Origin of the sequence: Aquimarina agarivorans, from assembly GCF_000218485.1 — a bacterium.
Taxonomy (GTDB): Bacteria; Bacteroidota; Bacteroidia; order Flavobacteriales; family Flavobacteriaceae; genus Aquimarina; species Aquimarina agarivorans.
Genome location: NZ_AFPB01000137.1, coordinates 1 through 13,819 on the forward strand (window position 1 = coordinate 1; position 13,819 = coordinate 13,819).

12 protein-coding genes and 1 tRNA gene are annotated in these 13,819 nt (G+C 32.4%); all 13 read right to left on the reverse strand.

Going from position 1 to position 13,819, the window contains the following annotated elements; all coding sequences use genetic code 11:
* Window positions 1-138: 138 nt before the first annotated feature.
* Window positions 139-903 (reverse strand): hypothetical protein, encoded by a 765-nt coding sequence (locus GMC_RS0107515; RefSeq protein WP_010521554.1) that lies wholly within the window; start codon window positions 901-903, stop codon window positions 139-141.
* Between the two features lie 10 nt (window positions 904-913).
* Window positions 914-3,592 (reverse strand): DEAD/DEAH box helicase, encoded by a 2,679-nt coding sequence (locus GMC_RS0107520; RefSeq protein ID WP_010521555.1) that lies wholly within the window; start codon window positions 3,590-3,592, stop codon window positions 914-916.
* Between the two features lie 9 nt (window positions 3,593-3,601).
* Window positions 3,602-5,296, reverse strand: a complete 1,695-nt coding sequence (locus GMC_RS0107525) for a site-specific DNA-methyltransferase (RefSeq protein WP_010521556.1) — start codon at window positions 5,294-5,296, stop codon at window positions 3,602-3,604.
* 1 nt (window position 5,297) lies between these two features.
* Entirely contained in the window at window positions 5,298-5,831 is a 534-nt protein-coding gene (locus GMC_RS0107530) for a DUF6933 domain-containing protein (protein WP_010521557.1), read from the reverse strand.
* The gene (locus tag GMC_RS0107535) at window positions 5,828-6,118 is read right to left on the reverse strand and encodes a helix-turn-helix domain-containing protein (RefSeq protein WP_010521558.1); all 291 of its coding nucleotides are present in this window, start codon (window positions 6,116-6,118) and stop codon (window positions 5,828-5,830) included. The genes GMC_RS0107530 and GMC_RS0107535 overlap by 4 nt, the downstream gene beginning before the upstream one ends.
* 455 nt (window positions 6,119-6,573) lie before the next feature.
* The gene (locus GMC_RS0107545; protein ID WP_010521559.1) at window positions 6,574-7,854 is read right to left on the reverse strand and encodes a tyrosine-type recombinase/integrase; all 1,281 of its coding nucleotides are present in this window, start codon (window positions 7,852-7,854) and stop codon (window positions 6,574-6,576) included.
* A 43-nt stretch (window positions 7,855-7,897) separates the two neighbouring features.
* Window positions 7,898-7,970 (reverse strand) — tRNA-Met (locus GMC_RS0107550).
* A 605-nt stretch (window positions 7,971-8,575) separates the two neighbouring features.
* Window positions 8,576-10,207 (reverse strand): chaperonin GroEL, encoded by a 1,632-nt coding sequence (gene groL / locus GMC_RS0107555; protein ID WP_010521560.1) that lies wholly within the window; start codon window positions 10,205-10,207, stop codon window positions 8,576-8,578.
* Window positions 10,208-10,322: 115 nt separating this feature from the next.
* Window positions 10,323-10,598 (reverse strand): co-chaperone GroES, encoded by a 276-nt coding sequence (locus tag GMC_RS0107560; RefSeq protein ID WP_010181546.1) that lies wholly within the window; start codon window positions 10,596-10,598, stop codon window positions 10,323-10,325.
* Between the two features lie 187 nt (window positions 10,599-10,785).
* Window positions 10,786-11,115, reverse strand: a complete 330-nt coding sequence (secG, locus tag GMC_RS0107565) for a preprotein translocase subunit SecG (protein ID WP_010521561.1) — start codon at window positions 11,113-11,115, stop codon at window positions 10,786-10,788.
* 6 nt (window positions 11,116-11,121) lie between these two features.
* Window positions 11,122-11,985, reverse strand: coding sequence for a DUF8458 domain-containing protein (locus GMC_RS0107570; RefSeq protein ID WP_010521562.1), 864 nt, complete (start codon window positions 11,983-11,985; stop codon window positions 11,122-11,124).
* A 3-nt stretch (window positions 11,986-11,988) separates the two neighbouring features.
* Complete coding sequence (gene lptE, locus GMC_RS0107575) at window positions 11,989-12,498, reverse strand: LPS assembly lipoprotein LptE (RefSeq protein WP_010521563.1); 510 nt, start codon at window positions 12,496-12,498, stop codon at window positions 11,989-11,991.
* A complete protein-coding gene (locus tag GMC_RS0107580) occupies window positions 12,498-13,817 on the reverse strand; it encodes a sigma-54 interaction domain-containing protein (protein ID WP_010521564.1) in 1,320 nt (439 codons plus the stop codon). Before GMC_RS0107580 ends, lptE begins: the two co-directional genes overlap by 1 nt.
* Between the last annotated feature and the right edge of the window lie 2 nt (window positions 13,818-13,819).

Sequence of the window (13,819 nt, forward strand, 5' to 3'; positions counted from 1 at the left end):
ATAAGGGCACAGGATAATATATAGCTTTTTTCATCACTACTTAAGTCTTGGTCTAGTGTGAGCTTTGATATTACACTTTTAAAAAATGTATTACCTCTAATTAAAGCTGTTAAAGTAGTTTTTTCCCTTGTTAACATATTATCTTTTTAAATACTCCAGTAGATGAGTAGTGGATTTTTTATTTAAACAAATAATAACAATTCTCTTAAAGTCTTTATCTTTTAGATAATCAGTAACATCCTGTTTTAATGTGTTTACATCTATTTCATTCCATTTACCCTCCAAAAAAATGGTTGAAGAAACCATTATGTCAAAATTCATAATCTCCCCATATTTTTTTTCAGTATAAAGTTCTGATAGTGCACTTAGCTTCTTCAAAAGGGAATCTTGAGTGGCAACTGTGCGAATACTAGCATGGTTATATGCATTTTCCCAAGGATTATTTTTATTATCTACTCCTTCAATTTTATCTCTAATTCCAGTGTACCCAAGATTGATATTATGACTGTGTTTTTTATCAGCCTGAGTGGTGGACTTACTCTCTAAAACCCAATCTATATCTCCTTTTGAATAATACCCGTCAAACCCTTTCTTAATTGAATTTTCTTCTAAGTTGAAATACAAAAACTCCTGTTTGTAGTCTTGGCTACTTAAAAAAACATGAATAAAAAATTCAGATACTGAACCTGGCAGTAAATTTGATTTATTTTTTGCTTTCAGATATTCAATAAATTCAGTCTTAACAGTTGATAGCTTTATTTCCCTTTTACCTTTGCAAATTGTAATCAACTTACTGTCAATATATTTTGCAAAATCATCTTCAATTTTTTCAATATTTATTGCATAGCCCGTTACCTTATCAGAGATAATAATTTCTTTAAACTTAATTGGAAATACAGACATAAACTTCTTTTTAAAGCCCTTTCAAAACTTCAATTACACTATGAGCTGTATAAGTATTTTCTACTTTAGCACTTTGGAAAACCATAAAGTATTTGAATTTTTCTCCTGCTAATTTTTCCCAAGTTTTACCTAATATATTTTTACTTCTACTATCTTCATTCACTCTATCATCTCCCTTAGTTTCTAATAGGATGATGTTTCCTTTTTTAGTATAAAGTATAAAGTCAGGGTAGTGGTTTGAACTATAACCATTTAAGGCATAACCTTTTCCTCTTTCAAAATTTCTATGCCAAAACACAATGTTATCTAAAGCAGCTACTTCTAAAATCATAGACTGCTCATAATTATTCATTTTACCTTCTCTTTCATACAAAGACTTATTAATGTTTGTGCTTAGATTTAAAGGAGTGATTTTATCTGGAAATTCAAAATTGTTTCTAACTGTAATTTTATTGCTATCTATTAAAACCTTAAACCTTTCTTTTGCATAAGCAGATGATAAAGCATTGATTTTGTCTCTTATTCTTTTTACATAGATAAAATCATTCTCTACAATATCTCTAATTTGCTTATTAGTTAAATTGTCAAAAACTCTATTGACATATTTTTTGAGTTCTTGTTCTTTAATAGGAGTCATATCTCCTAACTTAGAGACCACCATACCAGACACTTGGTTTATCTGTGATTCTTTAGGGGTAGATAAAATGTTATCAATTAATATATCTTTAGCTCTCTTCTTTATGTTTTTTACTATTGCTGTTCCTTTTACCTCATCAAAATCTACAGCAATAATATCTTTAGAAATTTCATCAAAAGTTACTTCTGTATTATATTTAGATAGCTTAAAACCATCCAATAGAGCATTTTTATGTAACAGTTGCCATTCTTCATTTAGCTCAGGAAATAAGCCACTTTGTAAATCATCTTTTTTCTCTATAAAAAACTGAGGAAGTTTAATAGCATTTGCCATTTCACTATAGTCCTCAATCATTTTATATATTGGTGGTGTGGTTTTCATAACTTCTGTAAATATGGAGGTGGTATCATCTATTTCTAGTTCATTTACTTTTTGATCAAACTCTTTTCCTTGTTGTTCTGCTTTTTGAGTAATGGTACTAAGTAATGGATTATCTTGCTCTATGCTTTCTAAGGTTACTTCTTCATTTGGATTATACTGTATTTCTGAAACATTAAAATCTTCATCACTTGCAGGAGTTTCTTCTGCTTTAGATTCTTTTTGTTCAAATAAATCTTGAGTTAAAACCTCATTAGGAGTTAACACTTCTTCTGGTTGTTCTTCTGCATAATAATCATCTTTACTAAACCCTGCTTCTTGTAAACCTTTTACTATGTTTTCTAAAGTATCATTGAATTTTGCAGAAGCAGTTAATACAAAAGACATATTGAGTAGTGCATTTTGGTGTTTTACTGCATAAGGTTGTCTTAAAACCCTACCCAAAATTTGTTCTACTTCAACTGCTGAAGATTTATCTGCCAATGAGGCTAAAATGTAGGCATTAGGACAATCCCAACCTTCTTTTAAAGCATTTACAGTTATGATATATCTTACTTTACAGTCTTTGGCACTCAAATTGATACCTTTTAACTCATCTATACCACTGGTCTTAATTTTTATTTGTTCTTCTGGTATTTGTAAGGCTACTAACTTTTCCTTTATTTTTTGAAAGGTAGTATTGTTTTTGCCTTTAATATTTGACTGTGCTTGAAAAAGTATAATAGGTCTTATGTACTTACCTGTTTGCTTTTCTTCTTCATCAGCTATTAACTCTAACTTTCTTTGCAAGTGTAATGCACTAGTAATAACTTCTTCCTTTTTATGATGGTTATATACTACTACAGGTAGCTTTACCATATTTTCCTTTTTAAGAGCTAAAGCATTTACATAAGAAATAATATTACTGTTTTCTTTTGGTGTAGCTGTTAAATCTAATACTAAAGATGGATTTAAATTATTAAGCATTTCTACACTTAAATCACTTTCTGCATTGTGGCTTTCATCTACTATAACAATAGGGTTAAGACTTCTAATTACATTGATTAATGCCGTTTCATCTGTGTCTGGAATTACTAAATCTTTATCTACAATAGTATTTCTAAAAGACTCTAAAGCACCATTTTCTTGATACACCTTTCTATCATCTTTCTTTCTGCTATTAATTCTTAAACTACTAAAATTGAAAACAAAAATATTGAGTTGTTCTGTTACAGAAGTAGGATTAAAATTAGCCCCTTGTAATAATTGATCTTTTTCATATACCTCAACTCTATTACCAAATAGAGTGTTTAGTTTTTCTCTATATGGATGGTCTGGGTTAGACAGATTTTTTACTGTTTGTTGCAACAAATTAGACCAAGGTACTAACCAAACTACTGCTTTTGCATTTCCTTTATTAAAGTGCTTGTTAATGCTATTCAAAGCATTTACTGCAATAAAAGTTTTACCACCAGCAGTAGGTACTTTTATGGCTATATGTACTGCATTTGGTATATTGTCTTTATAAGGTTTCATACCACTAAAAGAGCCATCTAACTGTGGAGTGTATGGCATACCTAGTTTATCTTCCCAATATTGGTTGTATGCCTTTGCAGGAGTAGGTTGTTTTTGTACATAATCCAAAAACTTTTCTAAATCCTTTATTACTGTATGTTGGTATGGTTTTAATTCCATTGCTATTTTTTAAAATCGGGTAATATCTCTAGGTATCTTTTTAAACACTATATGGTATTTATCCATTAGTTTTTGGTCTAATAAACATAAATCTGCATAGATAATGTATTGAATAGCTTTTGTTTTTAAACTTCTTAAATAACTCTCATCTAAGGTAGTTAAGCTGTCTTTTTGATAATAGAAATAATAAGCGGTATCATGCTTAGTACCTAATAGATAGTTTTCTTCTTGGGGTTTAAATACTTCTTTGGTTTCTGTGTACCATACATATTCTAATATTTTTAGTAAGGGTACTTCTTCATTAAGCATTTTATCTTCTTTAAATAAAGGTTGCCCTAACTCATAGTAGGTAAAGTCTCCACCAGAACCCTCAACTGCTTTTTTACCTTCTCCATACCCATTTATTACTCTTTTTACCCTTTCAGCAGTAATGGTATTGGCATACTCTTCCATTTCTACTAAAATGAATTTCCTATTGCCACCATCTTGATTATTTAGGTTAAATACTGCATGGGCAGTTGTTCCTGAACCTGCAAAGGAATCCAAAATTATAGCATTTTTATCTTCAAATGAATTTAATAGTAGTTCTAATAATCTTACTGGTTTAGGATAGTCAAAAGTACTTTTATCAAATAGTAATTCTAAATCTATTCCTCCAGAACTTTTCAAGCTAATTATTGACCTTAAGAGAAAATCTTTTACTTCATTTAGATATTTAATTGAACTTGGTTGTGTATTTTCATCTTTTGCAAACCATATTTTTCCGCACTTGAATGAGCCATCACTCAATATTTCAATATTTTCATAATCTAAATATTCATCAAATGTTTCTTTTTTCCATCTCCAACCTCTATCTGGAACCTTACAAGGTTTACCAGTCTTTGGATGAATAACATCATATGTTGGTCCAAATGTTTGTCCATTTGGCCAACTCAAATTAATCTTTCCCCAAAGCTCATAATCTTTATCAAGAGAATTATAAAGTGTAATTCCTCTATCGTAACCATTTTTCTTATACAAAGTCTTTAGCTCTTTTTCAACTTGACTTATTGGAGTATTCTTTTTTTTATGTTTTAAAACTAAATCAAAAACATCATCTAACCCTTCTTTAAGTTGAGTAAACCTGTGTGATTTTGAATCTTTTTTTGCATATAATAATATGTACTCATGGATATTACCTATCCCTTTATCATTTTTTGGAACTCTTTTATTCCAAGTTATTTGTTCAATAAAATTAGAATGACCAAATATGTCATCTAATAACATTCTAAGATGATGAATTTCATTTTCGTCAATTGAAATAAATATAATACCATCATTAGATAAAAGTTTATGCAACAGTTTTAATCTTGGGTACATCATACAAAGCCACTTGTCATGTCTACTCAAATCTTCACTTTCTTTGCCAACAACTTGTCCTAACCATTTTTTTAGTTTAGGATGATTTACATTGTCATTATACACCCAATTTTCCTTTCCTGTATTATAAGGGGGGTCGATATAAATACATTTTATTTTACCTTCATATTCTGGTAGTAAACTTTTTAAAGCTTCTAAGTTGTCTCCATGTATAATCTTGTTTTCACTGGCATTGCCAGTTTTATTATCTAAACCAAAAGTATATTGGGGTTCTAGAATTTTATAAGGCACATCTTGATGATGGTTAATTACTTTTTCCTTTCCTATCCAGTTAAGTGTTGGCATATTATTTTTGTATCTGTAAGTGGGTGAATAGTTGGTTAATTTTATCTTTAATAGCATCTTTGGCTTCAAAGTAGTGGTCTTCTTTTTTTAGTAAATAGCTATTTAAAAAAGTATCTTGTGACAAAAAATCTTGAAAATTATCATAGTTATATTTATGATAGTCTATGATTTGAATAAGGTTATTCATATTCCCAATAACTTTTCTGTTATTAATAGATTTATGCAAAAACACTTTTGTAAACCTATTTTTTAGTGCTGTTTCCTGTGCGATGGTTATTAATTCAAATTTGTGTAATTCCTTAATAAAACCTGTAATAAATAATTCATTTAGATGTTTAATATCAGGTTTTTTAATATCATAAACTATAAAAGAGAAGTAAGTATCTTGATTCATAAAAAACAAACACTTTTTTCTATTAATAGTAAATAAATGCCCATTCCAAGAGTTTATAGGATGGTGTTTGTCTTGTTCAACTTGATTATCTTTAAAACCAATGTATTTCTGTAATTTGTTACTACAGTATAGTGTTATCATTTACTTTCCTCTTTAATTCTTTTTGCAACTACTTTTAAAACCTCTAAGGCAGTTTCTTCTTCTTTAATCTCTTGGTACACTTTTTCACTAAGCCATAAAAGGTGTAGTTGTGTATAATCAATATCTAAAGCAGTAGCATATTTATGTAATTGTTCTTTAGTTGGTTTTCTATCTCCTTTCTCAATTTTACTAATCACTGCTGTATCAACATCTACCTTGTAGGCAAGTTCTCGCATTAGTAATTCTTTCTTTTCTCTATGATATTTAAGCAGTTCAGATAAATACATTTTGTCTTGCTTTTGTTACACTTGACACTAAATGTCTAAAGTAGATTATTTTTCTTGTATTCTATAAGTTTTTATTATATAATTTCTACTAAAAGATAATACCCTAAATATCAAATACTTGAGTCACCAAAAGACATCAAAAGCAAAATGATGTCAAAAAAAACTTAGAATTAAAAAAAATGTGCTTTTAATCTATTTTGACTTCAATAACAATAAGAAAGACCTATTAAAAGCGAAATAGTGAGCCTAACTAATGATAAAATATTACATGCTCTATTGGATGGTTTATCAGTAAATGATCTAGAAATTATTCTTAAGCAGAAGAAGGATAAATTATCTCATTATCATAACCCCACTCCTATGAGTAAAAAACAAAGGTTAAAGAACCACTATAGAAGTCTTATTCTTTCAAGAGGCAATTTATATCTCAATAAAAAATAAAGTACGATCCCGTTTTAAATCACCAACAACCCGCTATAATCTTCTGGAAGTTCAGCATCAATATCTTTTAAATATTCTTTAAGTGCTTTTAATGTAGAATGCCCTGTAATTAACATTAATTGATCACAAGTTTCAGTATAACTAAACTCTTTTCTCAATTTCCTAAACAACAATGTTATAAAAGTATGCCTAAAAGAATACACTGTATATTCACTACCTAATTGAATTGATTTGCCTTCTTTTTTTAGGTGTTCATTATAGCGTTTTTTTACCTTTCGGAATCTTGTGGTAAAATAATCTCTTCTACTGGTTTCTTTAGCTTCCCATTCACCAATACCAGTAGGCGTGAATAAAAAATATTCTTGTGTAGAAAAGTCAAAACTCTTGATTTCGTCTATAACAATATTGGGTATTATTTTCGTCTTTCTCCCTTTCTTTTTATTCTTGGTTTTGACCATTAATAGTTTTTGTGATAGCACTATATCTTTAAGTTTTAAACGACAAACCTCAATTGGACGTAAAAAATTATAAGACACAAATTTCACAAACAATAGTAGGAGAGGATCATTTTCTTTCATATAGGTAAAAAGCCCTTCTAAAACTTCTAAAGGATAAGTATTATGACTGGCGGATTTCGTATCAAGAACCTTAATGCTTTCTACTACATTCTTTGGAATAATCTCACTATCCGTTAATTCCCCAAATAATGCACTCAAAACAATACGTGTGTTATTTCTATTTCTAGCACTGCTTTTCTTTACGATACTTTCAAGATATGTATTAACTACTTGTCTCGTTACACTTAATATACTTTGATCAGCAAGATGATTTTGCTCTAAATACTTCTTAAATTGATTACACCTGCTTTTATAATCAGCTTTCGATGTATCAGAAAGTGTGCTATTTTTCAAATCTAAAGCATAATCCAAAGCATCATTTGCTGTGTATTGTAAAGATTCGCTAGTAAGCTGAAAATTATTTTTATAAGGAGAGTAACCATCTTTAAGTAACTCTGACACTACCTCTCTGAGCACCCCAAGATGATACAACCTTTCTTCTTTGGTTTTATAATCCCTATTGATACTCATGGTCAAAGGAGGTTGTCGAACCATTACAGGACTACCATCTTTATTTTTTAGTTGTGGATGCGCGTAAGAATAATACACATACCATCTTTTAGAAAGATCAAAAGTCTTTCCTCCATGATATATTTTTGGTGTGTTGTATTTTTTCTTCAAACCGTCTTTGTATGCGCTAGCGTATGCGGTTTGTAAGATATCAAAAAAAAAGCTCATTGAAAAAGGTTTTAAAAACCTGCTTATCAATGAGCTATGCTAGTAGCGGGAACAGGACTCGAACCTGTGACCTTCGGGTTATGAGCCCGACGAGCTACCTACTGCTCTATCCCGCGGTATAGTGGTGCAAAGATACGACCTTTTTTAAGTTTGGCAAGGTTATTTTGTAAAAAAGTGGTGTGAATTAGGTGTCAATTTTTTAAAAATATGATTAGCTGCATCTTATATCATTAAAAACTTAATTTTTGCAATAAATTTAAGTTGCAAATGCAGTTGCAGTTGCTGTTGGTTGTGTTACTGAATTTATACCATTTCCTGTTTGAATTTGCCTTTAAGAAAAATGATGAGTTTAGGATAGAAATTATGCAAATCAGAAAAAATAAGCATAGCATGTGTTAGGGTTCTTTTTTATGTCGACATAGAATTTCTAAAGGCGCATTTTAATTCGGTAAATTCATGTAGGTAATGGTATTAGGGCTAAATGTTTGGTGCACTATATGGTTTCCGACGTTAAATTTCCCGCTCAAATGATCCCTTTTTTGCTTAACGCATCAAAATAGAATACCACCATGGCTAAGACCTCGCTTATGTTTTTTTTCATGGTCAAATAAAATACATAATTTTTATTTGAGTAATTTAAAATCTTAACCGGCATTATAAAATAAAAATCCACTCCTATTTCTAGAAGTGGATTTCATTGATATCCATGTAAGTGTTATAATTACATCATTCCTGGCATTCCGCCGCCGCCCATTGGTGGCGCAGCAGGAGCATCTTCTTTGATGTCAATTAATGCACATTCAGTAGTTAAAATCATTCCTGATACCGAAGCAGCGTTTTCCAAAGCAACACGTGTTACTTTTTTAGGGTCAATAATTCCTGCCTTTAACATATCAACATATGCTTCCGTTTTGGCATCGTAACCAAAGTCTTTTTTGCCTTCAATAACTTTTGAAATCACAACAGAGCCTTCGCCACCTGCATTTTCAACAATGGTACGTAAAGGTGATTCAATAGCTCGGTTTACAATTTGTATTCCTGTAGCTTCATCATCATTTTCAGTTTTAACTTTGTCAAGTGCATTTTTTGCTCTAACTAAAGCGACACCTCCACCGGCAACAATACCTTCTTCAACAGCAGCTCTGGTAGCATGTAGGGCATCATCAACGCGGTCTTTTTTCTCTTTCATTTCCACTTCACTTGCAGCGCCAACATAAAGTACAGCTACACCGCCAGCTAATTTTGCTAAACGCTCTTGTAATTTTTCACGATCGTAGTCAGAAGTAGTAGATTCAATTTGCGTTTTAATTTGGTTGACTCTATTTTTAATTAAATCTTCTTCACCAGCACCGTTTACAATAGTAGTGTTGTCTTTGTCAATAGCTACCTTTTCAGCAGTCCCTAATTGTTCAATAGTTGTATTGTCTAATGAAAAACCTCTTTCTTCAGAAATAACCGTACCACCAGTTAAAATGGCAATATCTTCAAGCATTGCTTTTCTGCGATCCCCAAAACCAGGCGCTTTAACTGCGGCAATTTTTAAAGCGCCACGTAATTTATTTACCACTAAAGTTGCTAAAGCTTCACCATCAACATCTTCGGCAATAATTAATAGAGGCTTTCCGGTTTGTGCTACAGGCTCCAGAATAGGTAATAAATCCTTCATGGCTGAAATTTTCTTATCATAAATAAGAATGTATGGATTTTCTAATTCGGCCGTCATTTTTTCACTATTTGTAGTAAAATAAGGAGAAAGGTACCCTCTGTCAAACTGCATACCTTCAACAACATCCACGTAAGTTTCTGTTCCTTTAGCTTCTTCCACGGTAATTACTCCTTCTTTCCCAACTTTGCCAAATGCTTCAGCAATAAGCTCGCCAATAATTGCATCATTGTTAGCTGAAATTGAAGCTACTTGTTTTATTTTTTCAGAAGAGCTGCCTACCTCTTTGGTTTGTTTTTCTAGATCCTTAGTAATTGCTTCAACAGCTTTGTCGATACCACGCTTCAAATCCATTGGATTAGCTCCGGCAGCTACATTTTTTAAACCTTCTTTTACGATTGCTTGTGCTAAAACGGTCGCAGTAGTAGTACCGTCTCCAGCTAAATCATTCGTTTTTGAAGCTACTTCCTTCACCATTTGTGCCCCCATATTTTCAAGAGCATCTTCTAATTCAATTTCTTTTGCAACCGAAACTCCATCTTTAGTTACTGTTGGTCCTCCAAAAGCTTTACTAATGATAACATTTCTACCTTTTGGTCCTAATGTTACTTTTACTGCATTTGCTAATGCATCCACACCGCGCTTAATACCGTCGCGAGCTTCTATATCAAATTTAATTTCTTTTGCCATGTTCTTTTTAGCTTTCAGCCGTTAGCAATTAGCTAATGGCTAGTTTGTATTAAAATAATTGTTTTTTGTAAAATGATAAAAAGCTAAAGGCTGATAGCCTATAGCCAATAGTTAATTACACTATCGCCAAAATGTCGTCTTCACGCATGATAAGGTAGTCGTTTCCTTCAAGTTTAAGTTCAGTTCCACCGTATTTACTATATAAAACAGTATCACCAACTTTAACCGTCATTTCGTGGTCTTTTTTGCCACTTCCTACGGCAACAACTTTTCCTTTTTGAGGTTTTTCCTTTGCAGTGTCTGGAATATAAAGACCTGAAGCTGTTTTGGTTTCTGCCGCAACAGGTTCCACAAGCACTCTGTCAGCCAATGGTTTAATAGTTACTCCCATTTTTGTATGTTTTATTAATTAAAATTAGTATTAACGATAACGTTCTTTTCAGAAATTATGCCACGTAAATTTACACTGACAAATTGAAATAAAAAATGCCGACTTGTCAGTTGCAAATCGGCATTTTCTTTTTGTATATTTTAATCAAAAGTATAAATAAATAAACTTTTGATAGTTATTACTAAAACTATTCAGCAGGCTCTTCGTTTATTGTTGGAATTTCTTCGTCATCAATATCGATTACTTCCTCATCTCCTAATATTTTTGACTCCTGCAAGCCTTTACCATCCATAATTGAAACGTTAGAAAGTAAAATTAATGCCAGCAAAAGTGTTGCCAATGCCCAAGTACTTTTGTCAAGAAAATCCGTGGTTTTTTGAACACCACCTAATTGGCCTCCGCCACCACCAAAAGAAGAGGATAACCCGCCTCCTTTAGGGTTTTGTACCATAATTACTAAGATAAGTAATAGTGCAACTACTACTATAAGGGCTAAGAATATTGAAAATGTACTCATAATCTGTTATTTATAATCCGTCATTTTTTCGATCGCTCGAATTCGGTCTGCAAATAAACCACTTTTTTCGGGATTTTTCAAAATTAATATTTTATATGCTTGAATTGCTTTTTTGTAGTTTTTTTGGGCTACATACACTTTAGCTAAGGTTTCAGTCATTAGGTCATCCGCAGGAGTAATGTGGCGTTTGGCAAGATTAACTATTGGCGCTGATTTGTTTATGGGGCTAATTTTTGGTGAATTTTTGATAAAAGCATCAATTAATGAGCTTTCAATGTGTTTCTTTTTGGTTTTTGTAGTAGGAATTTCCGTTCTATTGATAGGTTGAGTTGTTGTCAAGCGCAGCCATTCTGCGAATGAATGTGTCTCTTTTTTGTTAAATTCAAAGGGCTTATTGGGCTCTAAAATTTCTTCTGCGGAAGCAATATTGCTAGTAGTATTAGACTTTGCTTCAAATAATAATGGATCAACAATTTGTGATGCTTCCTCAGGAGTCATTTTTATAACTCCTTCTTTTGTTGTTAATTCATTTTCTTCAGTGGTTACAGCTTCCGTTGAGCTCTCAATCTCCTCAGGCGAGGGTTCATTTGATGTGGTGCTATCTTCTACAGTAGTGGAAGCAGTAGTAATGGTAAAACTTTTGGAGGTAATAAAATTAAATAATACCTCGCGGTCGGTAGTATAGGCGGCTGTTTCTTTTAATTTTTGATTGTATAAATAACTACCTTGATCTTTTAATCCCTTTAACTGTACGGCTCGTGCAGACTGAAAGTAGGGGTAATTGTCTATAACCTCGGTGAGCATGGATAAATCCGAAAGCTGCAATTGCTGTGGATTTTTTAATATTGCTATTAATGTATCAGCTTTCATAAATTACCATTTAGCAAGTGTGGCATTTACCATGTCCTGAGTAATACGTTCAAAAATAATGGCAAAGGCAGTTTCGGCAGTATCGCCAGTCAATAGTTGAGAACTTGGATAATCAAAGAAAAATGAAAAGGTTTGTTCCAGGTCATTGTCCGAATTTTTAGTATCAATATAGCGTAAACGAATGGCTATGGTTAGCCTACTTTCGGCAGCGGTTTGATCCGCAGTTGCTGTATTCGGAGCAATGTAAAATTGCACAATTTCCCCTTCATAAATAATATCACCATTATTTGTAACCAAATCTAAATTTGTTTGATTTAGTATAAAATCTTGCAAGTCAGTGGTGAATCTACGATCCAAGCCTGGTTCAACAATTGGTGCTTGATTGCCAAATTGTCGTACTTCAAAAGTTTTAACCTCGGGGCTAATAGATATGCCACTAAAGGAATAAATGCCACAGCCTGTACACAAAAAACTTACTAGTATTTCAAAAAAGATAATTTTAAGGTATTTCATTACAGGTCAAATTGCTTTATTTTACGGTACAATGTGCGCTCGCTAATACCAAGTTCTTCGGCGGCGGCTTTACGTTTGTTTTTGTGTCGTTCTAAGGATTTTTTTATTAACTCCAATTCTTTATCGTGTAAAGATAATGTTTCCTCTTCTTCAATTTCTTCCGCAAAATGATACTTATCTTCTTTTTGACTAAGGTCAGAAGTGTCATCAGCGTACGCCGTAGCCTCAATTTGTAAATAGGCTTCCTTATTATCGGCTTCGGAATTGTTTGAAGGGTTAAATTGATTTGATTTTGGAAATTCAGGTTTGGTAACTACTGCCTCATGCGGAGCATTACCGTAAATTTTGTTAATTAAATGTTCATTGTCTTTTTGAACATCAGTTGCATTTCCGTTTTTCATCAATTCGAGTGTTAATTTTTTCAAATCACTCAAATCACTTTTCATATCAAAAAGCACTTTGTACAAAATTTCGCGTTCATTTTTAAAATCACTTTCCTTTTCGCCATCATTAATTACTGCGGGCAAATTGCTTCCCATGTTGGGTAAATAAGTGTGAAGGGTAGTGGGAGTTATCGTTCTATTTTCTTCAAGTACCGAAATTTGTTCGGCCACATTACGCAATTGACGGATATTTCCTTTCCAATGGTATTTTTCTAATAAAAATATACTTTCATCGGATAAACGAATGGTGGGCATTTTGTATTTAGTGGCAAAATCCGAAGCAAATTTTCTGAATAATAAATGAATATCGCCTTTGCGTTCTCTTAACGGAGGAAGACTTATTTCCACGGTGCTTAAACGGTAATATAAATCTTCACGAAACTTATTTTTTTTAATCGCCTCAAACATTTGTACGTTAGTGGCGGCCACAATGCGCACATTAGTTTTTTGAACTTTTGATGATCCTACTTTTATAAATTCGCCATTTTCTAATACCCGTAGTAACCGCACTTGTGTGGTTAAGGGTAATTCCCCTACCTCGTCTAAAAAAATAGTACCGCCATCGGCTTCTTCAAAATAACCACTTCGGGTACTTGTTGCACCAGTAAAGGCGCCTTTTTCGTGACCAAAAAGTTCACTATCTATAGTGCCTTCAGGAATAGCTCCACAGTTTACGGCAATAAATTTACCGTGTTTTCGGTGCGAAAGGGAATGGATAATTTTTGGAAAACTTTCCTTTCCAACACCACTTTCGCCAGTAATTAGTACGGAAATATCAGTGGGCGAAACCTGAATTGCCTTTTCAATGGCGCGGTTAAGTGCTGGGTCATTCCCAATAATTCCAAAACGTTGTTTTGTTGCTTGAACAGATTCCATTG